General features: G+C 51.9%; 20 protein-coding genes. 8 read left to right on the top strand and 12 right to left on the bottom strand.

What is annotated here, in order from left to right; genetic code table 11:
• The first annotated feature begins 87 nt into the window (after positions 1 to 87).
• Positions 88 to 1,020 (top strand): cysteine synthase A, encoded by a 933-nt coding sequence (gene cysK / locus ABWQ15_RS13540; RefSeq protein WP_353909311.1) that lies wholly within the window; start codon positions 88 to 90, stop codon positions 1,018 to 1,020.
• 59 nt (positions 1,021 to 1,079) lie between these two features.
• Here cysK and ABWQ15_RS13545 read toward each other — a convergent pair whose 3' ends face one another.
• Positions 1,080 to 2,450, bottom strand: coding sequence for a CCA tRNA nucleotidyltransferase (locus tag ABWQ15_RS13545; protein WP_353909312.1), 1,371 nt, complete (start codon positions 2,448 to 2,450; stop codon positions 1,080 to 1,082).
• Positions 2,451 to 2,742: 292 nt separating this feature from the next.
• On the opposite strand from ABWQ15_RS13545, the gene murC reads away from it, so the two are divergent.
• Positions 2,743 to 4,122, top strand: coding sequence for a UDP-N-acetylmuramate--L-alanine ligase (murC, locus tag ABWQ15_RS13550; protein ID WP_353909313.1), 1,380 nt, complete (start codon positions 2,743 to 2,745; stop codon positions 4,120 to 4,122).
• Between the two features lie 114 nt (positions 4,123 to 4,236).
• Positions 4,237 to 4,776 carry a prolyl-tRNA synthetase associated domain-containing protein gene (locus ABWQ15_RS13555; protein WP_353909314.1) on the top strand — a complete coding sequence of 180 codons (540 nt, stop codon included), beginning with the start codon at positions 4,237 to 4,239 and terminating at the stop codon, positions 4,774 to 4,776.
• A 45-nt stretch (positions 4,777 to 4,821) separates the two neighbouring features.
• Here ABWQ15_RS13555 and ABWQ15_RS13560 read toward each other — a convergent pair whose 3' ends face one another.
• On the bottom strand, positions 4,822 to 5,421 hold the full coding sequence (locus ABWQ15_RS13560; RefSeq protein ID WP_353909315.1) for a 4'-phosphopantetheinyl transferase family protein: 600 nt from the start codon (positions 5,419 to 5,421) through the stop codon (positions 4,822 to 4,824).
• Between the two features lie 205 nt (positions 5,422 to 5,626).
• On the opposite strand from ABWQ15_RS13560, the gene dnaG reads away from it, so the two are divergent.
• Both dnaG and rpoD read left to right on the top strand, forming a co-directional pair.
• Positions 5,627 to 7,420: a DNA primase gene (gene dnaG, locus ABWQ15_RS13565; protein WP_353909316.1), complete on the top strand. Its 1,794-nt coding sequence runs from the start codon at positions 5,627 to 5,629 to the stop codon at positions 7,418 to 7,420.
• A gap of 139 nt (positions 7,421 to 7,559) precedes the next feature.
• Positions 7,560 to 8,894 (top strand): RNA polymerase sigma factor RpoD, encoded by a 1,335-nt coding sequence (rpoD, locus tag ABWQ15_RS13570; RefSeq protein WP_502919131.1) that lies wholly within the window; start codon positions 7,560 to 7,562, stop codon positions 8,892 to 8,894.
• Between the two features lie 231 nt (positions 8,895 to 9,125).
• Here the strand turns inward: rpoD and ABWQ15_RS13575 are convergent, their stop codons facing one another.
• The 10 genes from ABWQ15_RS13575 to ABWQ15_RS13620 all read right to left on the bottom strand — a co-directional run bounded on the left by ABWQ15_RS13575 (position 9,126) and on the right by ABWQ15_RS13620 (position 18,917).
• The gene (locus ABWQ15_RS13575; protein ID WP_353909318.1) at positions 9,126 to 9,998 is read right to left on the bottom strand and encodes an IS3 family transposase; all 873 of its coding nucleotides are present in this window, start codon (positions 9,996 to 9,998) and stop codon (positions 9,126 to 9,128) included.
• Positions 9,999 to 10,009: 11 nt separating this feature from the next.
• Complete coding sequence (locus tag ABWQ15_RS13580; RefSeq protein ID WP_353909319.1) at positions 10,010 to 10,297, bottom strand: transposase; 288 nt, start codon at positions 10,295 to 10,297, stop codon at positions 10,010 to 10,012.
• A gap of 332 nt (positions 10,298 to 10,629) precedes the next feature.
• A complete protein-coding gene (locus ABWQ15_RS13585) occupies positions 10,630 to 12,156 on the bottom strand; it encodes an oligosaccharide flippase family protein (RefSeq protein WP_353909320.1) in 1,527 nt (508 codons plus the stop codon).
• A 338-nt stretch (positions 12,157 to 12,494) separates the two neighbouring features.
• Positions 12,495 to 12,845 (bottom strand): SHOCT domain-containing protein, encoded by a 351-nt coding sequence (locus ABWQ15_RS13590; RefSeq protein WP_353909321.1) that lies wholly within the window; start codon positions 12,843 to 12,845, stop codon positions 12,495 to 12,497.
• Between the two features lie 109 nt (positions 12,846 to 12,954).
• A complete protein-coding gene (locus tag ABWQ15_RS13595) occupies positions 12,955 to 13,716 on the bottom strand; it encodes a hypothetical protein (RefSeq protein ID WP_353909322.1) in 762 nt (253 codons plus the stop codon).
• A 105-nt stretch (positions 13,717 to 13,821) separates the two neighbouring features.
• Positions 13,822 to 14,742, bottom strand: coding sequence for a CPBP family intramembrane glutamic endopeptidase (locus ABWQ15_RS13600; protein ID WP_353909323.1), 921 nt, complete (start codon positions 14,740 to 14,742; stop codon positions 13,822 to 13,824).
• Between the two features lie 452 nt (positions 14,743 to 15,194).
• On the bottom strand, positions 15,195 to 15,347 hold the full coding sequence (locus ABWQ15_RS13605; protein ID WP_353909324.1) for a hypothetical protein: 153 nt from the start codon (positions 15,345 to 15,347) through the stop codon (positions 15,195 to 15,197).
• A gap of 176 nt (positions 15,348 to 15,523) precedes the next feature.
• Positions 15,524 to 16,477: a hypothetical protein gene (locus tag ABWQ15_RS13610; RefSeq protein ID WP_353909325.1), complete on the bottom strand. Its 954-nt coding sequence runs from the start codon at positions 16,475 to 16,477 to the stop codon at positions 15,524 to 15,526.
• 227 nt (positions 16,478 to 16,704) lie between these two features.
• On the bottom strand, positions 16,705 to 17,598 hold the full coding sequence (locus ABWQ15_RS13615; protein WP_353909326.1) for an alpha/beta hydrolase: 894 nt from the start codon (positions 17,596 to 17,598) through the stop codon (positions 16,705 to 16,707).
• 116 nt (positions 17,599 to 17,714) lie between these two features.
• Entirely contained in the window at positions 17,715 to 18,917 is a 1,203-nt protein-coding gene (locus ABWQ15_RS13620) for a diaminopimelate decarboxylase family protein (RefSeq protein WP_353909327.1), read from the bottom strand.
• 419 nt (positions 18,918 to 19,336) lie between these two features.
• On the opposite strand from ABWQ15_RS13620, the gene ABWQ15_RS13625 reads away from it, so the two are divergent.
• The 3 genes from ABWQ15_RS13625 to ABWQ15_RS13635 form a co-directional block, all read left to right on the top strand.
• Positions 19,337 to 21,820 carry a winged helix-turn-helix domain-containing protein gene (locus tag ABWQ15_RS13625; RefSeq protein WP_353909328.1) on the top strand — a complete coding sequence of 828 codons (2,484 nt, stop codon included), beginning with the start codon at positions 19,337 to 19,339 and terminating at the stop codon, positions 21,818 to 21,820.
• 107 nt (positions 21,821 to 21,927) lie between these two features.
• A complete protein-coding gene (locus ABWQ15_RS13630; RefSeq protein WP_353909329.1) occupies positions 21,928 to 22,161 on the top strand; it encodes a hypothetical protein in 234 nt (77 codons plus the stop codon).
• 67 nt (positions 22,162 to 22,228) lie between these two features.
• A partial coding sequence (locus ABWQ15_RS13635; RefSeq protein ID WP_502919129.1) for a beta strand repeat-containing protein occupies positions 22,229 to 24,755 on the top strand: 2,527 nt, incomplete at its 3' end.

Below are 24,755 nucleotides of genomic sequence, written 5' to 3' on the forward strand. Positions count from 1 at the left end.
TCGATGTTGCTATTCCATTTGTACCAAAGGAACGCTTTTTCAATAAATCACAAAACCATCGACTGTATTTATCAGGAGGAATAGACAATGAGTCATATTTATACTTCCGCCGATCAGCTGATCGGCAAGACCCCGCTGCTGGAGCTGGTCCATATTGAAAAGGAAGAGGGGCTGGAGGCCCGTGTGCTGGGCAAGCTGGAATATTTCAATCCGGCGGGCAGCGTCAAAGACCGCATCGCCAAGGCCATGATCGATGACGCCGAGGCCAAAGGCCTGCTGAAACCCGGCTCCGTCATGATCGAACCCACCTCCGGCAACACCGGTATCGGCCTTGCTTCCGTGGCTGCCGCCCGAGGCTACCGTATCATCATTGTCATGCCGGAAACCATGAGCGTAGAGCGCCGCCAACTGATGAAGGCCTACGGCGCGGAGCTGGTACTGACAGAAGGGGCCAAGGGCATGAAGGGCGCCATTGCCAAGGCCGATGAGCTGTCCAAGGAGATTCCCGACAGCTTTATCCCCGGGCAGTTTGTCAATCCCGCCAATCCCGCTGTTCATAAGGCAACCACCGGACCGGAGATTTGGGACGATACAGACGGCAGGGTGGATATCTTTGTGGCTGGCGTGGGCACCGGCGGGACCGTAACCGGCGTGGGCGAATATCTCAAGGGACAGAATCCCAATATTAAAATTGTGGCAGTAGAGCCTGCGGCCTCCCCTGTGCTGAGCAAGGGTACTGCCGGAAGCCACAAAATTCAGGGCATCGGCGCTGGCTTTGTTCCCGATGTGCTGGATACAGGCATCTATGACGAGGTTATCGCCGTGGAGAATGAGGATGCCTTTGCCGTCGGCAGGAAGATCGGCAAGTCTGAGGGGGTTCTGGTGGGTATTTCCTCCGGTGCCGCCGTCTGGGCCGCCATTCAGCTGGCCAAGCGGCCGGAGAACAAGGGCAAGACCATTGTGGCCCTGCTGCCGGATACCGGCGACCGCTACCTTTCCACGCCGCTGTTTGCTGATTGACTGAATTACAAAATGGGCCGCCGCTTATATGCGGCGGCCCATTTCTCTTTAAAACAGCGTCAGATCCGCTGTTCCTCCGGGGTTTCAGCGAACTTACGCGCCCTCACGGCGCAGAGCAGCGCGGATTTTTCGTTTGGCAGCTCGCCGTCTACCACCGCACAGAGCAGACGGTCCAGCGCCGCACCAACCTCCTGGCCGCGAAGGCCCAGCGCCATCAGGTCGCGTCCGTTCACCGCCAGCTGTTTCAGGGAAAAGCAGGCATCCCGCGCCAGCAGGGCGTCCAGAATTTCCGCGCCCCGCTCAACCTCCCGGAGCCGGGAACGGAGCTCCGGGGCCTGCCCCAGATTGTCCGCCCGCTTTACCTCCGTCAGCTGCCGCATACGCTCCTCACCCAGCTTCATCAGTGCCCGGCGGACGCCTTTCTCTGTCCGGGGAATCTCCCGGTCGTGCCACGCCACCAGGGTTGTCACCGCATCCCGGGTGGCATTGTCGAACTTCAGCCGCCGCAAAACAGCGTCCGCAATCTCCGCACTGACGGCGGGATGCCCGTAAAAGTGCCCGCCCCGTTCATCCCGCGTGAAGCAGCGGGGCTTGCCGATGTCGTGGAGCAGGACCGCCCAGCGCAGCACCGGTTCCTGCGGAGCCGCGGCCAGAGCGTGGAGCGTGTGCTCCCACACATCGTAACAGTGGTAGCAGCTGTGCTGCTCAAAGCCCACCATGGGCCGTATCTCCGGGAGCACCGCCCCCACGACTTCCGGATATTCCCGCAGCACCTCCGCCGCGGCCTTGCCGCAGAGTAATTTTGTCAGCTCAGAGTGAACGCGCTCCGCCGCGATGTTGAGAAGAAGCTCCTTGCAGTCCCGCAGTCCCCGGGCTGTCTCCGCCTCGACGGAAAACTCCAGCGTGGCGGAGAACCTCAGGCAGCGCAGAATACGCAGCGCATCCTCGCCAAACCGTTCCTCCGGGTCCCCCACGCAGCGCAGAACATGAGCTTTCAAATCCGCCTGTCCGCCAAAGGGGTCCGTCAGTTCTCCCCGAAGGTCCGCCGCCATGGCGTTCACCGTAAAATCCCGGCGGCTCAGATCGTCGCGCAGGGAGCGGGTGAAGGTCACCGAATCGGGGTGGCGGCTGTCGGCGTATGGCCCGTCGGTTCGAAAGGTTGTGACCTCCACCGAGCAAGAGCCTTCCCGGACAGTGACGGTACCGTGCCGCAAGCCGGTTGGAAAGGCGCGGCCCGGGAAGATCGCCAGCGTTTCCTCCGGCAGTGCGGAGGTCGCCACGTCCCAGTCTTCCGGCGTCCGCCCCAAGAGGGAGTCACGGACACAGCCGCCCACGCAGTGGGCCGCGTGGCCGTGAGCTTCCAATAATCTCAGGATCATCTCCACAGGTCCCGGAATGTTCACTAGGTCCACCTGACTTTCTTTTCTCAAAAAGAGAGGCCCGCTGAAAGCAGCAGACAGCGCCTTTTCGGTTGCATTTTTCAGTGTCTCCTAGTATAATATACTTTTTGAGAAAGGCAGTCAAACGAACCGGGCACAAATCCGGTAAATCGGGTGTTTTTATGCCGTTCCAACGTTGCATCTGAGCCGATCGGCCGCCCAGCGGCTGTTTCGATATTTTGCGCGGCCCAAGGCTATAAAAAATGAAGTTACAGATTATAATACAATAAATGGCATCTGGCATCCAATTTGCAAGGAATTGCAGGAGAAGGAGCGAACTATTATGATGAATAATCCAAAGCCCATCAGCGCTTACATGGTTCCCGGCAAGCAGGTCCATCTGGTTGGAATCGGCGGGGTATCCATGTGTCCGCTGGCGGAGGTCCTGCGGGGTATGGGGCTTGTGGTGCACGGGTCCGATATCCGCGAGAGCGACGCGGTGAAGCATCTGAAGTCTTTGGGTATCCACGTGGACATCGGACACAGCGCGGAGAATCTGGGGGACTGCGACTTTATCATCCGAACCGCCGCCGTCCACGACGACAACCCGGAAATTTCCGGTGCGGTGACCCGGGGCATCCCGGTCTATGAGCGGGCTCAGGCACTGGGAGCCATTATGCGCCACTATCCCAACGCCCTGTGTATTTCCGGAACCCACGGAAAAACCACCACCACTTCCATGTGTACCCACATCTTTATGGCGGCGGAATCGGACCCTACGGTCATGATCGGCGGCACGCTGCCCCTGCTTCACTCCGGCTATCGGGTGGGGCAAGGCGACACGATTATTCTGGAGTCCTGCGAGTATTGTAACTCGTTTCTCTCGTTCTACCCCACGGTGGCGGTGATTCTGAACGTGGAAGCCGACCACCTGGACTTCTTCAAGGATCTTGAAGACATTGAGCATTCTTTCCGCCGGTTTGCGCAGCTGGTTCCGGAAGGCGGCCGGGTGGTGGCCAACGCGGACAACGCCGGAGCTATGGCGGCGCTGAAAAATCTGGGCCGTCCCGTATTCACCTTCGGTCTGGAGCACGCCGCCCACTGTACCGCAGAAAATCTCCGGGAAGAGGACGGGAAGCAGGTCTTCGACGTGACGGTGTACAGCAAACCCTATGCCCACGTAAAGCTGCCCATCCACGGCAGGCACAATGTTCTCAACGCTCTGGCGGCGGCCTCGTCCGCCTATGTTCTGGGGCTGCCCGGCTCCGCCGTGGAACAGGGCCTGGCCTCATTCACCGGCGCGGGACGGCGGTTTGAGCGAAAAGGGACCTTCCACGGCGCGGATGTCTACGACGATTACGCTCACCACCCCGACGAGCTGCACGCCCTGCTGACCATGGCCAAGGAGCTTCCCTACAAACGCGTGGTACTGGCGTTCCAGCCCCACACCTATTCCCGGACCTCCAAGCTGTTCGACCGCTTCGTAGAAGAGCTGAAGCTGGCGGACGTGGCGGTTCTGGCGGAGATCTACGCCGCCCGGGAGACCAACACCATCGGCATCAGCTCCAATGACCTGTGCAAGCGGATTCCCGGCTCGGTCTACTGCTCTACGCTCGAACAGGTGACAGACCGACTCCGGGCCATCGCGCAGCCGGGAGACTTGATTTTGACCGTGGGCGCGGGAGATATCTACCAGGCCGGCGAAAGTCTGGTGCAAGAGTAACGAACGGCGCTTCACGCTGTGTCGTACGAAGCTTCCAAATCAAGCGTTAGGGACACTGCGCTCCCCGTTCCGCAATGCGGCGCGGGGAGCGTAACAAAGAAAGGACAGACAGATATGACGATCACACCGCTGAGTCACAACACCCGCCCGGAGGGCGAGCTTTTACCGCAGGAGGCCGCATGCTTCCACCAGCTGGAGACGCTGGGCATCGGCTATGACCGGGTATCCAGCGAACCCGCCGACACGATGGAAAAATGTGCAGAGGTAAGTCAGGTTCTGGGCATGCCGATCTGCAAAAATCTGTTTTTGTGCAATCGGCAGAAGACACAGTTCTATCTGCTGGCCATGGGGCCGGACAAGCCCTTCCACACCAAGGACTTGAGCGCTCAGATCGGCTCCGCCCGACTGTCCTTTGCACCGGAGGAGCAGCTGTGGGAGCTGCTGCACTGCACGCCCGGTTCCGCCACGGTGCTGGGACTGATGAACGACACCGATCACGCCGTCCGCCTTCTGATGGAGAGGGATGTCTACAAGGCGGAGTATTTCAGCTGTCACCCGTGCATTTGCACCAGTTCTTTAAAGATAAAAACCAGTGATCTTTTAAATATATTTTTGCCCTCCACCGGCCATGATGTGACGGTAATCGATCTGTAAAAGCAGCGTTTTACGTAAGCATATAAGCCTGCCGAAACGGCAGGCTTATATCATCTGCTCAAGGGAAAATTTTTGAATCCTGCTCAGGCCCTCCGCGCTGCGGGTGGCCACACCGGCCACGTATCCCTGAAATGTGTCCACATAGTAAAAATATTCGCCGTATTGGAGGGGGGTCTCCCCTTCCATCATGGTACTGACTCCCGCGCCGCTGCGCTTGAAGCGGGCCTCCCGCCGGACCCAGCTCTGAAAAAACGCCTTTTCGGAGGCCACGTCCGCCAGCCGCTTCATGGTACGCTCCGATACGGGCCTGACTTTTTCGATATCCACGCCCACCGGTTCGCTGGCCAATCCAACCAGCACGGCACCGGGCGTATGACTCAGATTGAAATGGACGGTTGGAAAGGAGGGAAAGCCGGGCTTTCCCTGAGCGGTCAGCGCGATTTCGGGAAGGTCCTTCCAGCGGTACTTTTCCCACAGCGCCCGGCGCAATATGGCGTAGGCGCACAGCGGTTCCCGCCACTTGGCTGCGTCATGGACCTGGAGTATACGCTTCCGCCGCTGCGGCGGCAGCATTTCCAGCAGCGCGTCGTTCTCCCGCTGAGACAACGGACGATCCAGCAGCGCCGCCCAGAGCTCCACACCCATGCTTCCACCTCTTTCTCTCTTTCTTAAGACTCTATTCTAGCCGGGAAATGCGAAACTGTAAAGGCAAGAGAGAAAAGTTTTCTTAAAATTCGAAAAAAAAGAGGAAATCGGACTCAAACGGGGTATAACTAAAAGAATGCGTTAGAGTATGCCGGTATGACCCGGCGCGATTCTGGCAAGACTGACGGGAAGGAGGTATGTTTCGTTGCCATTTCCGCAGAATTTTCTGGACGAGTTGACCGCCCGCAGCGATATCGTGGATGTGGTTGGAAGCTATGTCCAATTGGCAAGAAAGGGTGCAAACTTTTTCGGTCTATGCCCGTTCCACAGCGAGAAAACCGGGTCTTTTTCAGTTTCTCCAGACAAACAAATCTTCTATTGCTTTGGCTGTAAAAGGGGCGGCGGCGTCATAAACTTCATCATGGAGGAAGAAAACCTCTCCTTCCCGGACGCGGTGCGGTTCCTCGCCAGACGAGCCAACATGGAAGTCCCTGAGGAAGAGGGCGACCGGGAGGCAGGGCGCAGACGCCAGCGCCTGTTGGACCTGAACAGGGACGCGGCCCGGTTCTATTACGAGATGCTCCAGCAGCCTGAGGGTCGGGCAATCCGGGATTATCTGGACCGGCGGCAGGTCAGAAAGCCCACGGCGGTCGCCTTCGGACTGGGCGCGTCGCTGGACCAGTGGGACGCCCTGATCACCGCCATGACTCACCGGGGATATACGAAGTCGGAGTTGCTGACCGCGGGTCTGGCGGTCCAGAATAAGAACGGCGGCATCTACGACAAATTTCGAAACCGCCTGATGTTCCCCGTCATCGATGTGCGGGGGGATGTGGTTGCTTTCGGCGGACGGGTTTTGGATCACTCGGAGCCAAAGTACATGAACTCCTCCGAAACGCCGGTATACAGCAAGCGCCGTGAGCTATATGCGCTGAATCTGGCAAAGAAGTCCAAACGGTCCAACATCATTTTGTGTGAGGGAAACATCGACGTGGTAACCCTCCACCAGGCGGGGTTCGACAACGCGGTTGCCTCCATGGGCACTGCGCTGACTCAGGAACAGACCCGGCTTTTGAGCCGGTATACCAAGGAACTGGTGCTTTGCTACGACAACGATAACGCTGGAAAGATTGCCACCGAGCGAGCCTTACAGATTCTGAACAATTCGGAGTTTGCCGTCCGAGTCCTTCAGCTGCCCAACAAGAAGCTGGAAGACGGGACCATGGGGAAGCAGGACGCGGACGACTTCATCAAAAGTTTTGGCTCTGGGGCGTTCGAGCGGCTGCTCGCCGGGAGTGAGAACGGCATCGAATTTCGGCTGGCCCAGACGGCCGGAAAGTATGATCTGACGGACGACCAACAGCGCCTGGGCTACGCCGAGGAGGTCAGTGAGCTGCTGGCGGGTCTGGAAAGTCCCGTGGAACGGGATATTTACACAGTTCGGGCGGCGGAGGCGGCAAAGCTGACGCCGGAGGCCATGAAGCTGGAGGTCCAACGGGCCTTCAAACGCCGAATGGGTAAGGAAAAACGGGCGCGGGAACGCCGGGACCTGAATCCGACGGCGGAGCTCCAGCCAAAGGAGCGAACCATGCATTACACCAACGTCCGTTCCGCCATGGCGGAGGAGGGCATTTTGCGTCTGCTTCTGCTGGATGACAGCCTGTTCCCGGCAGAACCGCCGCTCAGAGAGGATGCATTCTCCTCCCCGCTGCTTGGAAAGGTCTTTGCGCTCTTATGGCAGCAAAGAGAACAGCGGAGCGCTCCACGGCTCACCTCCCTTGCAGGGGAGCTGAGCGGACAGGAAATGAGTCACATCACGAATCTCTGTCAGAAGCCGGAGTCTGTTTCCAACGGACGGAAGGCGCTGGCGGATTACATAGCGATCGTCTGCCGGGAGGCGGAGAAACGGGCCGGCACGGGCACGGTGGACCCACTGCTGGCAGTTACGGAAAAATTCAAAGATCAGAAAAAAAGCAACGGAGGAAAGCAACATGGCTAAGAAGAAAGAACTAAATCGGGAGGAATTGTTGGAGCAGCAGGCCAATGCCCTTCTTGCCGCCCAAGCGGAAGCCGAGGCGGAAAAAGCGGGAAAAGCTGAAAAGAAAAGCGAGAAGAGCACCGAGGAGCCTGCACCCATCATGACCGACGAGGAGGCAAAGAAAGCCGGCATCCTCCGCCTGGATGACAAGCAGGTGTCCACGCTGCCCGCCGCCGCGTGGCTGGCCAGCAACGAAAAGCTGCGGGAGCTGCTGTATAAGGCTCAGAAAAAAGGGAAACTGGACTCCGGTGAACTGGCGGAGTCTCTGGACAACCTCAACCTGGAGGGTGACCAGATGGATCAGCTCTATGATTCTCTGGAGGCCCTGAACATTGATATCAGCACCGACGAGGATATTCTCCCGGAACTGCCCGACGACGGTCCGGCAGCAGAGGAGATCGCCGATGTGGAAGAAGAGGAGCTGGTGGACCCCAGCTCTCTGGTGGGGAATTTTGCTATTGATGACCCTGTGCGGATGTATCTCAAGGAAATTGGCAAGGTGCCACTGCTGTCCCCCGACGAGGAAATTGATCTGGCCCAGCGCATGGCGGCTGGCGCGGAAGCGGAGCAGACACAGAAGGAGTTGGCCCGCCAGCGGGCGGCAGGTGAGCCCGCGGCCATCACACCGGAAGAGGAAGCGGCTATAAAGAAGGCCCTCCACAGCGGGGAGACCGCCAAGCAGAAGTTGGCGGAGGCAAACCTCCGTCTGGTTGTTTCCATCGCCAAGCGGTATGTGGGCCGAGGCATGCTGTTTCTGGACCTGATTCAGGAGGGCAATCTGGGGCTTATCAAAGCTGTGGAGAAGTTTGACTATACGAAGGGCTACAAGTTCTCCACCTATGCCACCTGGTGGATTCGTCAGGCTATTACCCGCGCGATCGCAGACCAGGCCCGAACCATCCGCATCCCCGTCCACATGGTGGAGACCATCAACAAGGTGATTCGGGTGAGCCGCCAGCTTTTACAGGAGCTGGGACACGACCCCAGCCCCTTGGAAATCGCCATTGAGATGAACGGCGGCACTACGGCCTGGGAAAAGGTCCGGGAGGACGAAAAAAAGCGAGCCATTGAACGCATTCGGGAGATTTTGAAGATTGCCCAGGAGCCGGTGTCTCTTGAAACCCCCATCGGTGAGGAGGAAGACAGCCATCTGGGCGACTTTATTCCCGACGAGGGCGCGTCGGAGCCCTCTGAGGCTGCGTCCTATAAGCTCCTGCGGGAACAGCTGATGGACGTACTGTCCACGCTGACCCCCAGAGAGGAGCAGGTCTTGAAGCTGCGCTTCGGCATTGAGGATGGCCGTGCCCGGACTCTGGAAGAGGTCGGAAAAGAGTTTAACGTCACACGTGAGCGAATTCGGCAGATTGAGGCAAAGGCCCTGAGAAAGCTGCGCCATCCCAGCCGAAGCAAGAAGCTGAAGGACTTTTTAAATTGATTTGAGCGCCAAATTAAGGGAAAAAATTTTAGGGCAGGTTTTGTTCTGAAAGCCCTAAAATGCTCTCTGAAGACTGACTTTTGAAAAACGCCAGTTTTGTTCTGAACGACAAATAATGAGGACTGAGCACAGCTTTACTTTGCTGTGTCCAGTCCTCATTGCGTTCTTGCAAAGTAAGCGATATGGAGAAGTCAAGAACAGTGCAGAATGTGAACACCCAAAATCTGCGGCTTATGCAGCCAGGCCTCTGGCGGCCTGACGATACATGGCCGGCGGCAGGCCGCCGGGGTTCGCAGTATAGATACGCTGGCGGTTATAGTAGGTCATGATGTACCGGAACACGATGTTCTCAACCTGTGTCATGGGCATCCGCTCCGTCCTGATTCGATAAAGCTTTTCTTTCTTCAACGTAGCAAAAAAACTCTCCATCCTGGCGTTGTCGTAGCAGTGTCCCGTACCGCTCATGCTTTGAATTGCACCGTATTGCGCCAGAACTTTTCGAAATGCGGCGCTGGTAAATTGGCTGCCGCGGTCGCTGTGCAGGGCCATTCCATAGGCTCCCTGCGCCTGGCAGGCGGACCGAAAAGCCCGGATACACAGCTCCTTCTTCATGTTGTCATCCATGGCAAGACCGACGATCTCCCCGTTATAACAGTCCAGAACTGCTGCCAGATACAGCTTGCCGTCCTGACACTGGATCTGCGTGATATCCGTCAGCCACTTCCGGTTGGGAGCGTATACGGCAAAATCCCGGTGAATCAGGTTCTCCGCTTTCTGTGCAGCCAAGTCTGCTTTTGTCAGACTGCTGGGGTGACGAGAAGAACGATGGAGCAGACCTCCGCGCTTCATGGCTCGCCGTACGCTGCTTCGGCTTTCCCGGATACCGTGCTGTGTAAGCGCCAGGAGAATTCGGCCAACACCATAATTGTCATTGTCCGGGTTTTGTTTATAAATCTCTCGTATTTTGACCAGAAGCAGCTGCCACGGTTTTGGCTTGCCAGCCGACTGCAAAGAGCGGTAGTACCCGGATTCACTGACTTTCACAACCCGGCACATGGTATGAATGCAGAACCGCTCACGGCGCAGCGTGATATACTCATACAACCGCTCCGGCTTTACCGTTTCCGGTCTTTGGCGAAAAAAAACAGCGCATCCTTGAGAATTTCATTGGCTTTCCGCAGCTCCGCGTTTTCCTTGATCAGTCGGCGCTCGTTCTCGGAAAGCGGCGCGTCGCGGCGAATACCGCTGCCGACGAAGGCGTGATCTCCGAAGGCCTTTCGCTTCTGCCGCCACTCCGCCAGAGAGTAGTACGGAATGCCCAACTGTGCCGCCGCTTGCTTCACGCCGATTTCATCGGACAGCTTGACCGATTCATCCTTGAACTCCTTATCATATTTCCGCATAGCAAACACCACCTTGTTCTTTCTTTGATTCTATCACATTTTGGGTGTTTGTCCTCTGCACTTCTATGATATCCCTCCAATAGGATTATGAGCCAGCCGGCCTAAAAGGTATCAAACCATTCCACAGGGGGTACCCCTCTTATCCAGTCTTGTCATATTATAGACATACTGCGAAGCTCAGCTCCTGACTCAGAATATTCATAACTAGCTGTCTACTTATCTGATTTCGCGCTGAACCTCAATAAATTTCAGGATCGAATCAATCATATTGTCCGCATGCGATACAGTACCAGTGTCACATGCCAGTCCAAGCACGATCGGCGGAGATTCTCCTATTTCAACAGCGAGCGGCACCAGGCAATGTCTTCCCGGGAAACACAGGCAAAAATTCGCAGGTTCAGAATATAGAACAGAATTGTCAGGGCAATCTGCGTCAGGAATGAAAAAGGTTCGGGGAACGCCGGGAGCAATCGGCTCATCAGATTTGCAAGTTGAGCGGATGCAACCACACACAGTACAGCCTTGAAAATATCGAACAATCGGAACTTCAGATCGGAAATATGCACCAATTTGTGGAGGCTCAATGTAAAATTCAGAATTTTGGAGCAATAAACCGTGATGAGATAGCCGGTAATGGCAAACTTGGGCAAAAGCAGGTAAAGCAGTACAACACTGACCAAAGAAGTGATTAGGTTATATTTCATCGTGCTCATGTGCCTGCCCAGGCCTCTAACCATCATATCGGTAATCATGTCCAGGTAAAAGAATGGGGCCAGAACGGCCAGACGACGGATGAAGTATGCGGCATCGGTGCTTTGATAGATCAGCATCCCCAATTCGTGACTAAACCGCAGAAAGATCCACATCATACAGACTGAAAACAAAATCCCCATTCGATATACCCGCCGGATGATATAACTCAGATGCCTAAGGTGGCCCGCAGCCTGGCTTTCCGTCAGTTCGGGAAGAACCAGATCCAGCGCTGTGCTAAGCAGAAAGGCGGGAAAAAGGATCAGCGGCATTGCCATGCCCCGGATGATTCCGAATGTGGCAAGAGCCCCGCTTCCGGAGGCACCGCCCTTTTTCAGACCGTAGGGAATCAGCAGCTGCTCGATTGTGCGGATACCGGATGTAACATAGGAACTCAAAGCGGTTGGCGCGGCAATATGAAGCAGTCGGTGAAAAAGATGGGGCGTTGGCGCACTGTTTTTCCGGCTCTGGTTTTTGATGGCTTTGCGGTAAAGCACAAACTGTATGAAGCAGGAGCCCAATTCACCAAGCACACAACCTAAAGCTGCGGCAGCGCAGGAGTATGCAAGCCCCATGGGCAGACATATACGCAAAAGCGCGACGCTGGCGGTGACCTCCAGCACCTGCTCGATCAATTGTGCTGCGGCGATATCTGCCGCTTTGCGCACGCCGATGAAATAACCGCTGAAGACCCCGGACAGTGAAATCAGAGGAAGACTGAAAGAAAAGACGCGAAGCGGCAGGATGGCTCTGGCATCATTGAGCCAGACCGTCCCAATCCAATTTGACCCCAGATTCACCAGAATCGTTGCGGCAATGCTGAAAGCTGCGGCACAGGCCAGGCACAAGCGTACCGCCTGAATGGCGCCGTTCGGTCGGCGGGCGCCCAGCTCCTCGGCCACCAGCCGGGTAACTGTGAACCGCATCCCGGAGGAGGCAAACGTTGCGGCCAGAAAATAGACCGATAAAGTCAGCTGGAGGAGTCCCAGCCCCTCCGACCCCAGATTCCTGGCGAGATATGCCTGGAAGGAAAGGGCGACGGTCTGCAATATGACGGAAACGCCGCAAAGGAGTATAAAGTTAAGAAACAGAGCTTTTACGTTTCTCAAATCAGCACCGCTTTGCCTTTTAATAATCTAGACTATGGACAAAGCGAACGGATTATTCAATGACATTTTCGGCGGCAGTCAGGATGTCCACTCTTAAAACAGCGGTTGATTACGGCTGCGCGAAAACGCGTATTGCCCCCCCAATCCACAGAAAGGCCACCGATTTTATCGGCGGCCTTTCTGTGGATTGACTTGACAAAGGCTACGCAATATACCAATTTTTCAAAAGCCCCGCGTCTCCTGCATATTTGTTTTGCATTCTTAGCGTTCTCCTTTTGCAGTATAAATATTACACGAAGTTTAAGTAGTTCTATGTTATCTGAATAATGGGAAGCCGCTTATATTCTATTTATAAGCTGTTTGCGCTTTTCTTTATATTCTTCTGCAGTTATCATCCCTTTTTCATAAAGCTGCTGTACTTCAATTAGCCGCTCCTCTATCGTCCCATTTTTATCGTCGTTTTTTTCATCTTCTTCAAATATTATCTCATGTGTTGCAATTCCATCATTTGTCCAAATATTTATCGCATCTATCACCGTGATAATTACCGCAAATAGCGTCCAAACAATCCCAAATATTCCCGCGTGTGGTATTACCTCAAAAACGCCTATAGCGCAGAAACATATGCCGACAATGAATCCGACAATTGATTGCCCTTTACTTGGTTTTACTCTTACTTTTTTCTTCATTTGTTAGCGCCCTTATATTTTATATTTTTTATTATTAAATTATATAAAGCTGATAGGAATTTATTTTCTTCGCAGAGTGTATGTACCACACTTTTAATACTTAGTAACATCACCAGTTGCTTGCCCAAAATAGGATCTCATTTTTCTCTTCACTGATGGCAACGAGGCTGAGTTCTCCGTGGTTCCAATCTCCACTTCTATATGGATTTTCCGAAATCACATAGACTTTGAAGTCCGCCGACAATCCTGAAACAGAGCCATCCAAGCAGGAAAAGATTCCGGGAAATACGCCGTGTCGGGTAGCTGCTGCATCGTTCTCCGTCCCAATCCAGTTGGCCTCTTGTGAAAATTTTCTAAGATATCTCTCAGTCGTGTCAGTGCTTGCCCGGAACCCCACGGCGATTTCTTGACCGCCCTGACCTATGGCAAACGGTGAATAATAAAGGTTCGCATTCTCTGCGTCCGTTGGGAGTTTATCTGGGAAATCGGCAATCAGGTCATGTTGAAAGCAGCAGAGTTTTATAACTCGTTCATAACTTTCAACATCTGTTACATCTGAAACCTCGTCGTGAACCATCACGCAGGAAAATAGAATTAACATCAGCAAACTAAACACGAACCCAAAAATAATGGCCGAAGTAGCTGTAAGCACGGAATAGGATTCTTTTTGTATACGTCTTTTGCTCCAGTACGCAATTGCAGCAAAATATAGAGAAGGTACAGCAAATAGAAGCCCCAAATAATAATGTGGGTGAATCACTCTTTGGATCAGGAACCAGTAGATAACCAAAAATATTTCAAAGCACGCCACGGCAGTTAAGGCTGAAAAAGCTACTGCATGATACTTGATAAGTTCCTTCTCAACCTTCATTGCACCACGTCCCTTCTAATCGCAAGTCCAAGGGGTACCCCTTGGACTTGTCCTGCATTAAGCATAATGGGCAGTTAACATGCGTGGTCACGTTGATGGACTTTGCTAAGTTATTTGGCCTAAGAAACTCATGACACAGAAAAGAAAAAAGATTAGCACCCCTGCCGAGGAAAAGTAAGCCTTATATTCTCTTTTATCTAATTTCATTTGTTCGCAGAATTTTTTCATTGTTATTCTTATTGAAATGTTTTGTAGGTTGATCTTCTGGTGAGCTGCATAAAGAAAAAAGCAAAAAGCACCTAGCATAGCAAACATCAACAAAAGGAGATAATAACGGAAGGATGGTATACCTTCGTAGGAGGGAAACAAGTAAACCATAGCCACATCAAAGCTGTTATGTGCCATATGCAGAAAAATGGGCCACAAAACACTTCCTGTCTTGGCGCAGAGGATTCCGGCGCACAATCCAAGTAAAAGAGCAAAAATGGTTTGAAGACTAATGCCGTGTGCGAATGCGAAAATAACGGAAGAAGTAATTACGGCAAACATCGTCCCATATTTTTGAGCATACTGAAAACCGATTCTGCGGAATATAATTTCTTCATTGACAGGTCCTAAAATGCAGGGGCCAATTATGGATAGAGTTAAATAAAAAAGGGACTCCGGGTTAAGTTCGTCGGGTAAATATCTCTTCAAGAAAGGCATACTCAATAAAACAATTCCCCATTCGAAGAAGAAAAGAGAACATGTTAAAAGAATACTGTCAATAGCCGTCAGCTTAGGAGCTGTCCGTTTTCCAAGAATAATTTCTTTAGGAGTCGTGCCAAAAAATCGGCTGCCGAAAATAAGTGCAAAGATTAGAATCAAAATATTGCTCAAAGCATCCTCAAATGTTTTTATGATGCTCTTATGTAAAAGCATAGTAATAATCCTAGATAAAATGGAAGAAGTGAGGAAAAGAATTGTAAAGCGGCTTCCAAAGGACGCAATCTCTTCCAATTCTTTTTTGCTTTTCTGGAATTCCATTATACAGTTTACCTCCGCAGAGCTTCCATTTTCTAATTTATTTGCCATCTTATTGTTCAAACCCAAGGAGTTCCCTTTGGGCTACCTATTGAACAAACTGCGAAGATTATGAGTTCCACAGAACCGCAAAAATTCAAAAATGAGTTTCATATTTTTTCTATCAATATGGAATTATGATCTTTCTACAGTTACGGCAAATAAACGCTGCCGGCCAAGTTGGATGGGCTTCTAAAATATCAGGAGGGAGTGAGACGGCATATTTTCATCTATAGGTAAAAAACAGTTTCCGCCTTTACTTCTCAATGTTCCTTCTTCCATTTCTTGGCCATGGGCAGGTTTCTATTTTGGACATCTTCTTTAGCCTCCACTAGGCAGAGTTTCTTAATTGAGGCGCTGCTTAGGTAATGTCAACCGCGATAAGGTAGAATAAGTTGCACACTTTCTAGAGGGCATTAAAAGAGACACGATTTGCAGTCTTTGTTTTCGATTTCCAGCCAGGGGATGATCTGCGCCTTCTTCGCCCACCGATTTTCATCTTTCATGTGCATCCCCACCGGCTGTCTGAAATCCGGCAGACTGATCTGTCCGTTGCTGTATTTGTACATACCCATTACGCCCTTGTGCAAGTTTTTTGACCTATCCAGGCTGGTTTCCCTGCACCTATTATACCATGAATGGAGTGCAAAGTTTTATACTGCAAGAGGTTTTGAATTATTCCGGTGTCATTCGTATCGTAAAAAGTTCAAGCTTATCCATGATAAAATAAGCTTGTATGGCAGATTTATGCTTTCAATCCAGCTATCATATTATCCCTGTAATTTTTTACTTCCGTGGTGAGCGTGTATCCGTTATTCTTTAATAGGTTGAGATATTCAACCGTGGCCTTTATCACCGGACTGTCTGTACTGCTTAGGGCTCTTTTTTTATAACTGTCCAAGAATTCTTGGTTGAGCTTATTCGATGTGTAATCAAAAGCCGGAGTATTGTTTTGTCCAAGAAAATATGATTCAAGTTGTGAGTTATATAATACTTTAACCTGATCCAATTTTACTGAATTCTGGTATGTTGATATAAAACCTTCGCTAGCCTGCATCCGGGAAAAGACGTCGTCAATCGAAATCATGATTCCGCCGTCTTCCAGCATTATGTTCTCCGATTCCGCTGACATCAATTGAATATATGCGGCAATATCTGGGGTAACGCTTTTCTCAGCGAATTGATAAACATCATAATCGATCACCGCCTGATACATGCCTTCTGGTATTATAAGTTTATAGCCCCGATTCAAAAACTCCTGAAGTGCATTTTTCAAATCCGTATTTTGAATTGAGGAAGGGTTGTTCAACCGCTCCTCATTATACGGATCTTCCGTTTCCGTCTGCATTAGTTTAATAAGGCTGATATCCGGAAGGTCACTGATTGCGGTATTCTGGTATGCTTCAAACGACAAGATCATCTGATCCGCATTCTCCGGTGACAGCTTCGATAGGTCCTGCCTCATTTGCTCAAGAGCGGCTGCTTCATTGCCGGGGTTTTTCAAGAGCGCTTCAAATGAAGCCCTTATTTGATCTTGAGATGCCTGGGAATCAACTTGGGAGCCTTGCGCGGAGGTATCAGAAGCGGACGTTGCATTTGAACCAGATGCCTTTGCTGTGCCGGAGCCGCTGTCTTGGCAACCTACAACAAAAATAAGGCTTAATAGGAACAGGGCACACATTATTAACCGTTTACTCATTATTAAAAATCCTCCGTAATATTTTAAAAAAATTATTAGTCATGTTGATCGCAAGCTATTCGTTCTTTCACTTTTATTATGGCGCAACAAGTCTAAAGCAGTCCCGATCTTATAAAGGTCCTAAGTATGGTATATAAAACATACTGCGCAACTTAAAGCATGGAATTTCACGCACGCCAGACCTTTGCAAAATGAAATCCGTTTATGAGCCTCCAGTAAACCACAAATTACATTTGAGCACTGACCCAGTCAAGCGCCTCGTTTATCAATTCCGGCTCACTCAAATGCAGATAATGACCGCTGTCACGCGCTCGGATCAGTTTAGAAACCTTGGAAAAAGCGAGGTATTTCTGCATCAGTTCCTGCCAGATCTGTTCCACTTTCTCGGCAAGCACTCTTGTGGTCTGCCCAAATTCCATAATTTCTTTAATGGAATATTCGCTCGTGTGGGTGACCAGTACAAGAGGAATCTGTGGAAAAGACTCCTTTGTCCTGAGAGGCAGAACGCAACGTTCGGTATGTGCCAGGCAGTATTCCTCTATCGCGGCGTCATAAAGTTCCGGCTTTGTCATTGCTTTCAAAATGTCGTCCGAAGCGTCCTTGGAAAAGCCTGTATAATAGTAAAATGGAGGGGTCTTTTTCAGCACAGCTTGAATAACAAATCCAAGATGTAATTTAGCCAACCGTCTCATGATAACAAGGTTGCCCGACTTGTCAAAGCCGCTTTTCTTTTGTTCCTCCGGCGTCAGCAGCTGCTTGTATTGATCGTCAAAGGGAGAAAGTGGGTCAAGCAAAACAATTCCCTTGACTCTGTGTGGATAGAGGCGCGCGAACTGCCCGGCATAAAGTCCGCCTTGAGAGTGTGCAAGGATGACCATTTTTTCGGCACAGTCGAAGTTGGAAAGAAGGGCGTGAAGCTCCTTCGCAATATTCTCAGGCGTGCGCTCCGGCAAGATGGAACGGAGACGCTCATACAGCAAAACCGTATATTTATTTGAGAGGATTTCCGCAACGTGCCACCATTCGCCAAGAGCGGAACCAAGCCCCATTTCAATGACCAAATCCACTTTTCCTGTCCCAAATTTATGATAACGATGCCCACTCGCACTTTCTATCTCCATGTCGTCACTTCCTCAATTTTTTATAGCAAAGTTCATTTCGACTGCTTTTTTCGTGCCTTTGCTCGGATAATTTGCTACATATGAACATGCCACTGTTGTATGGTGCTGAATGCTTATTATAGCATTGCCCCGTTTTCCGCTTGCAGGAATTCCTTTGGCGCAGCATGACTTGAAAACAGCAAAGGAGAGAGTGTGCAAGCATAGCTACCTGCGTTTGAGACAGCAATCACATCGCCGATCTGCGCAACATTTAACTCGACATCTTCACCTAAAATATCAAGCGCCGTGCAGAGACTTCCTGCAACAGTTACTGGTTCTTGTGAATTAGCATGATTCAAAACATTCAGCGCAAATTCATGGCGGCAGGTGTAGAATGGTTCCTGCTCTGGAATCTCAATTTCTCCAGTGACTTTATGCAGCAAGTTGGCGATTGCGGGACGCATAAACCCGTTTAAGCCATTCTGTACAATGAGAAACTTTTTCCCGTGCGAAAACTTAATGTCAATAATTTTTGTGTAGTATGTACCGGCATTACAAACGACAAAACGTCCGGTTTCAATATAGAGTTTCGCATTTAATCCCGCGCAGTTCTCGTTCACTATTTTTGAAACAACATCAGCCAACTTTTCCAGATTGACTGGCTGATCCTGAGCAGTATCATAAATTGTCCCAATACCGCTGCCGAAATTAATGAATTCCATTTTAACATTTTCTAGGCTACCCATTTTCTGCGCCAAACGAAAACAGTTGTGGTAGTACGCCTCGAGCGTTTTATAATCCAGTATCTGTGATTTTATATGAATATGAATGCCAACAATTTGAAGATACTGGCATTTACGCAGCAACTGCTGCAACTCTCCCATCTGTTCCTCGTCAATGCCGAATTTACTTGCCGCACCGGGGCCATTTCCCATCGAAAAGCTTGGATTTATACGGACGCCGATTTTTAATACATCCTTGTTATGCATCGCCTGCGCATTCATTCGCTCAATTTCTGTAAAGCTGTCCGCAATCATGATACACTTGCCATAACAAAGAACGAGATCATTTTCTGTTTTTCCCGGGGCGGAATAAAAAATTTGTTCCGGTTGAAGCCCATTCCTAGCCGCAATAAGAACCTCATTAGCAGATGCTGCATCCGCACCAAAACCTTGGTCGGTAATACATTGGATTACCCTGTCGAACGGATTGGCCTTGATTGAGTATAGAATATGAAAGGCTGATAGCGTAGATTTAAGCTTTCGGCACTGCTCATTAATCAATTTCTTATCGTAAATATAGCAAGGTGCATTTTCCTTAATAAACTGTTGATTGTTCATTGAATTTTCCTTCCACTAACAAGCTTCAAAAGGCAGAGCAGAATTTACACATCCCTCTTGACAAATTATCTATGCCAAGCGAGGCCTTAATCTGTCATCCTTCGTTTCGTGCAACCCTGTGCCGAAATTTCCTGTCATCCAGGAGAACTGGTTCCATACATATTTTGCAGAAACCGGCACATTCTTGTAAATCACGGTTTCGCTGCCGACGGAGACGCAGCCATCCGCACCCATGCAGTCAATCATGAGCCTATTTTATCATCCCTTTCCTGCTTGCGCAACTATGATATTTCCATAAATTCTCAATTACATTTGAAATCCTTCACACTCTGAAGTATAATATCTTGAAGAGAGCACGAGAGTACCGCCCTAACGGGTATGCAATGAATGCTCGAAACGACAGGTTGAGAGGGATGAAAATGCCAAAGAAAAAAATCTTTAACAGCAAAGCAATATTCCTGTCGGATAAAGTTCGGCTTCAGCTTCAACTGATACCGCAATATCCCTGCACGCTTGTGGAAGCACCAATCGGCTACGGAAAAACCACAGCTGTCCGGGAATGCCTGGTGAATACGACGTACTGCGTATTTTGGCAGAAGGTTTTCAGCGAATCGGTTTCGGGCTTCTGGCTGGCGTTCTGCCGGCAGTTCCGGGAACTGGACGCTTTACAGGCAGAGTATTTGCGGCAGCTCGGGTTTCCGGGCGACAGCACAACGAAGGAAAAAGCGCTTGATCTCATTCAGAGCGTGCTGCCTCCCTCCGGCGTGATTTGGGTCATCGATGATTATCATCTGGTGGACTGCCCTGAGGTGGCCGGCTTAATCGAATACTTGCTCTGGAACGAGCTGCCAAACCTTCATATTGTTCTGACCGCGCGTTACACGCACTTTATAAACCTGGATGAGATGGCGCTCAAGGGGTACGTAAACCATATCCAGAAGGATACCCTTGAGCTGACTCAGGCGGATATTGTCGCCTATTACCGTCTGTGTGGTCTGTCACCCAAGGACAAAGAAGTACACTGGCTTTACGCCTACACCGAGGGCTGGATCAGCGCATTGTATCTTTTAATGCTCAGTTATCAGGCGGAGAGGGCATTCACAGCGCCGCCCAATATCACGGCGCTGATGGAAAAAACGGTCTATGCGCCTCTGTCCGACGAGATCAAGGCTTTTTTGATAACCGTCTGCCTCTTTGATACGTTTACGCCGGAGCAGGCGGCTCATATGTGGCAAACGGGCGGCAGCGAGAAGCTGATGGAGAAAATAACTGGTGCAAATGCCTTTATACGCTGGGATGCGCGGAGCGGCACCTACCAGATGCACCGAATATTTGCCGAATTTCTCAGAGGCATTTTTGAGCAGAAAACACCGGAGGAAAAACAATGCCTATACAGGCGGGCGGCAGCGTGGTACCGGCAGATCGGAGACTATATTCTGGCTATGACCTATTATGAACTTAGTCAGGATTTTGAAGGTTTGCTGACCGTTTTGGAGCTTGACCAGGGACACAGCATGCACAACGAGCATAAGGAAAGCCTTATCGCGTATATGGAGTCTTGCCCTGCGCCCCTGCGGCGGGTACATCCGGTGGCTCTGCTGATCTACGCCATCTGCCTGTTTTCCTATAATGAGACGGAGCGATTTTCCGCGACCTGCGCGGAGCTGTCCGGCATCCTTTACGGCGGCGCGCTGGACAAGGAAACGGTGCGGGCTCTTTCCGGCGAATTTGAGGTTCTGCTTAGCTTCGGCGACTACAATGACATTGAGAAAATGGTTGCGCACTATCAGCGGGCGGCAGAGCTGCTGGACCGCCCGGTCGCATTTCTGGATACCCGCGGCGGCTGGACCTTCGGCTCGCCCTCCGTGCTGTATATGTTCCATCGCGCACCTGGACTGCTGGACAATGAGGTGAAGCTGCTCCGGGAGGGTATCCTCCTTTACGACCGCTTCGCGAAGGGCCACGGCCGGGGCGCGGAGCTTGTCATGGAGGCGGAGCGGGACTATCTCCGCGGAGATTTCGGCAGCGCGGAAATCGCCGTACATAAGGCCCTGCATCTGGCGGGCGGCAGCAAGCAGGAGGATATTCTTCTGTGCGCGGTGTTTCTTCAGGCGCGAATAGCCTTTTGCAGAGGAGATTATGCGCTGGCGGCTTACAGCTTAAAAAATCTGCGTGAAGATCTTGAACGCGGGGGCTGGTATAACCTCATGCATACGATGGAGCTGTGTAATGCGTGGATTCAGCTCAGCCTGGGACGGAAGCAGGATATTCCCCAGTGGATTTTGGAGGGAGATTTTTTCTCCAGCCGCATGTATTTCCCCGCCATGGGGATGTTTCATATCGTTTACGGCCGGGCGCTGCTGGTGTGCGGGGAATATGCAAAACTGCTGGGAAATCTGGACTACTTTCTTGAAACCGCGACTGCCTTCCCGAATTTGCTAAGCCAAATTTATGCCCATATTTATGCAGCCGCAGCAAACGAGAAGCTGCATCGGCGAAACGCTGCGCTTGAGGAGCTGCGTCAGGCGCTCGCTTTGGCGCTGCCCGACGGGCTTTTGATGCCCTTTGTGGAAAACAGTGATTTGCTCACGCCTGTTTTGGAGGGGCTTTCTCATAGCGGAGAGTATCGAAACGCCATCAGTGTCATATTGAAGCTGTATGCACCCTATCACCAGGCGGTGCTGGAGATGACGCAAGACTATTTCACGGAAAAGCGTCCCGAACTGACCGAGCGGGAAATGGAAATCGCCCGTCTTGTATCACAGGGGCTTTCCAACAGCGAGATCGGCACAAGACTTTTTATTACGAACAACACCGTCAAGACCATGATGAAGCGCATCTTCGAAAAGCTCGGCATCCGCTCAAGGGAGATGCTGCGGCAATACATACAGTCTCGGGAATAGTTTGGGTTTGTCACCCGCCCTTGTCACCCACCGGGTGACAGACAACTGAAAAAATCCACTGTACAATTAAGTGCAGTGGATTTTTTGTTTTGCATGGAGGTGAGACAGTGAGCAAAATCGTACAGGTGATACCCAAGGAGGACTACTGTCTGGAAATTGTTCTGGACACCGGCAGCAGCTTACATCTGAACTTGAAGAGCCGACTGGAAACGATTCGGTTTGGGCTGCTGGCTGACGAGACTTTCTTCCGGAAAGTAACGACCGATGGTATCTGCGTTTCATGGGAGGGAAAAGTCGAAATTTCCCTGAACGAGGCATTCCAGCTGGCGCAGAAACCATAGGGCCCATACTGAGCCGGATACCCACACAAACCAAATAAAAATTGAGCTTTTAGGGGGAGTTATGCAAATGAAACAAATTCAAAAACGCTTGCTCGCTGTGCTTATGAGCATCGTTATGACGCTGGGGATCGTGATTGGCCCCGGCGGACTGACGGCTTTGGCCCTGGATGATGATGATACGGTTGATCTTACAATCCTCACGGCGGATTATACAATCTCCGAAAGCGGCAGCTATACCTTTAGCGGGACCTTGGTGACCGGCTATCATATCCTTGTAAGCCCGAATATCAGCGGGGACGTCAACATCACCCTCAACGAAGTGAAAATAGGGGCTGATGAAATACCGCCGCAGAACAAAACTGTCAGTGCACTGGAAATCGGTTCCGGAACAACCGTGAACCTGACGGTAACCGGCGTAAATTTCTTGATCGGTGCCAACGCACCGGGCATCCTCGTCCCGGACGGCGCGAAACTGATCATCGACGGTGCCGGAAAGCTGTCAACAAAATGTGCCACTAATTCCATAGCCCAAAGCGCGGCGGGAATCGGTGGGGCAAAAGGCGGCACCTGCGGGACGATCACGATTAACGGCGGCGCGCTGATCAAAGCTATCGGATTCAGAAACTCCGCCGGTATCGGGAGCGGCTATGAAGGCAGCGGCGGCAGCATTACCATCAACGGCGGCAAGGTTGACGCAAGCGCCGGTGCAGAAGGCGGCGGCGCCGCCATCGGCAGCGGCTTTAAGGCCACAGGAGACTGCTCCATCACCATTAACGGCGGCGAAGTGCGGGCGTCCTCTATAGACGTTAGCGCCGCAATCGGAAATGGGTATGGCAGCACCGGTGCCAAGGTCACCATCACCGGCGGCAGCGTGACTGCGGCCTCCGGCGGCAGCGGCGCCGCCATTGGCAATGGAGAAGGGGTCCCCGATCACCAGTCAAGCTGCACGGTATTAATCAGCGGCGGAACGGTGAACGCTACTGCTGATCTTAACCTTAACAACTCCGCAGGTATAGGAGGCGGATTCGGCGGCAACGGCTGCGATGTGATTATCACCGGCGGAACGGTGACGGCCACTGGACGTACAGGCATCGGTCCCGGGTATAACGGGTCCTCCGCAGGCTCCTGCATTGTCACCGGCGGCTCGGTAAATATTTATAGCAGAATCAGCGCCGAGCAGGTAGCAGTCCGTTATGATGCTGCCGGCACACCGGCCTATCCTGTAAGCGTCACGGTTCCGGGCATCACGGCGGCAACGGCGGTTTCTTATTCCGTCAATAGCGGCAGTACCGTTACCAGCACAACCGACACGGACGGCAAGCTCTATCTCTGGCTGCCCGCGCAGACCAATGCAGCCGTCACAGTCAACGCCGGTAGCAAAACCTTTGCCTTTTCAGGAGCCGTGTCGTCCACTGGCACGAATACGCTCGCTACAAAGCTCAGCTCCCAAAAAGCGATTACGGCATTCAACTTTAACGGATTAACGCCTGCCGTTTTAGGAACCATCAACGAAAGCGCAAAAACCATCGCGGTGACGGTGCCCTATGGAACGGACGTCACAGCCCTTGTTCCCACGATTACCCATACAGGTGCCGCCATTTCCCCCGATACGGGTGTGGCGCAGGATTTTTCCTCAACGGTATCTTATACCGTCACGGCGGAAGACGCCACAGAGCAGACCTATATCGTCACTGTAACGATCGCCTCTTATGAGGAAACCCTGATCGATACCTTGACCGGCTTGGGCTATACCGCTTCCGCAAGCGGCGGTACGGTCACCGTCTCCGGTACGAAGGACGCCACAGGCACGCTTACCCTCACGATTCCCGCGGGTGTCAAGGTGCAGTGGAAGGCGTCCCTTACGGGAGACGTAAGCCCTTACTTGGTATTCCTGAACGGTGACGGGACTTTTGAGCTTGCGGGCGGAAAAATTACGAATACAGGAACAGGCATGGCGGTTGGATGCATCCAAGGAAGCATTGTTATTTCCGGTGGAACCGCATCCTCCAGCAGCGATAATGCCACGGTGCAAACCTACTATATGGGCTCAACCGCACCGATGCTGACCATGACAGGCGGCAATGTAATATCAACCTCGGACGAATTAAGTAGTTGCGCAATCAGTGCGGGAGGCAAAACCGTCATCACCGGGGGCACGATTACCGCCGAAAGCGGGAATCAGGTCGTTCTGAGTAACGCGGTGGTTGTTTACCAACGCGGCCTTCTGAGCAAGATCTCTTCCGGCAGCCTGAGTGCGTCTGTCGCCGTATCTCCGTCAAAAACCTATGCGGTGCCCACTGAAACAGATGGGCTGACCGCCACCGGTTACTCCGTTTTAGCCGACCATGTGACGGCACAATGGAACTATAGCAACAGCGGGTGGACTGGCGTTCAGGTTGACTATAGCGGAAGCAGTACAGGTTCCTGGCAGGTTTCCTATCCCGCCGTTCAGGTCGTATCGGGCAGGCATTTGCTTTCTTACCGCGCAAACGGTGGCACTGGCGCCACGCCTGTAAGCACTGTATATTATGGCCAGAGTTATACCGTCAGCACAAATGTTTTTACCAGAACGAATTATACCTTCACCGGCTGGA

It is taken from the genome of Oscillibacter sp. (assembly GCF_040505565.1).
Lineage (GTDB): Bacteria > Bacillota > Clostridia > Oscillospirales > Oscillospiraceae > Oscillibacter.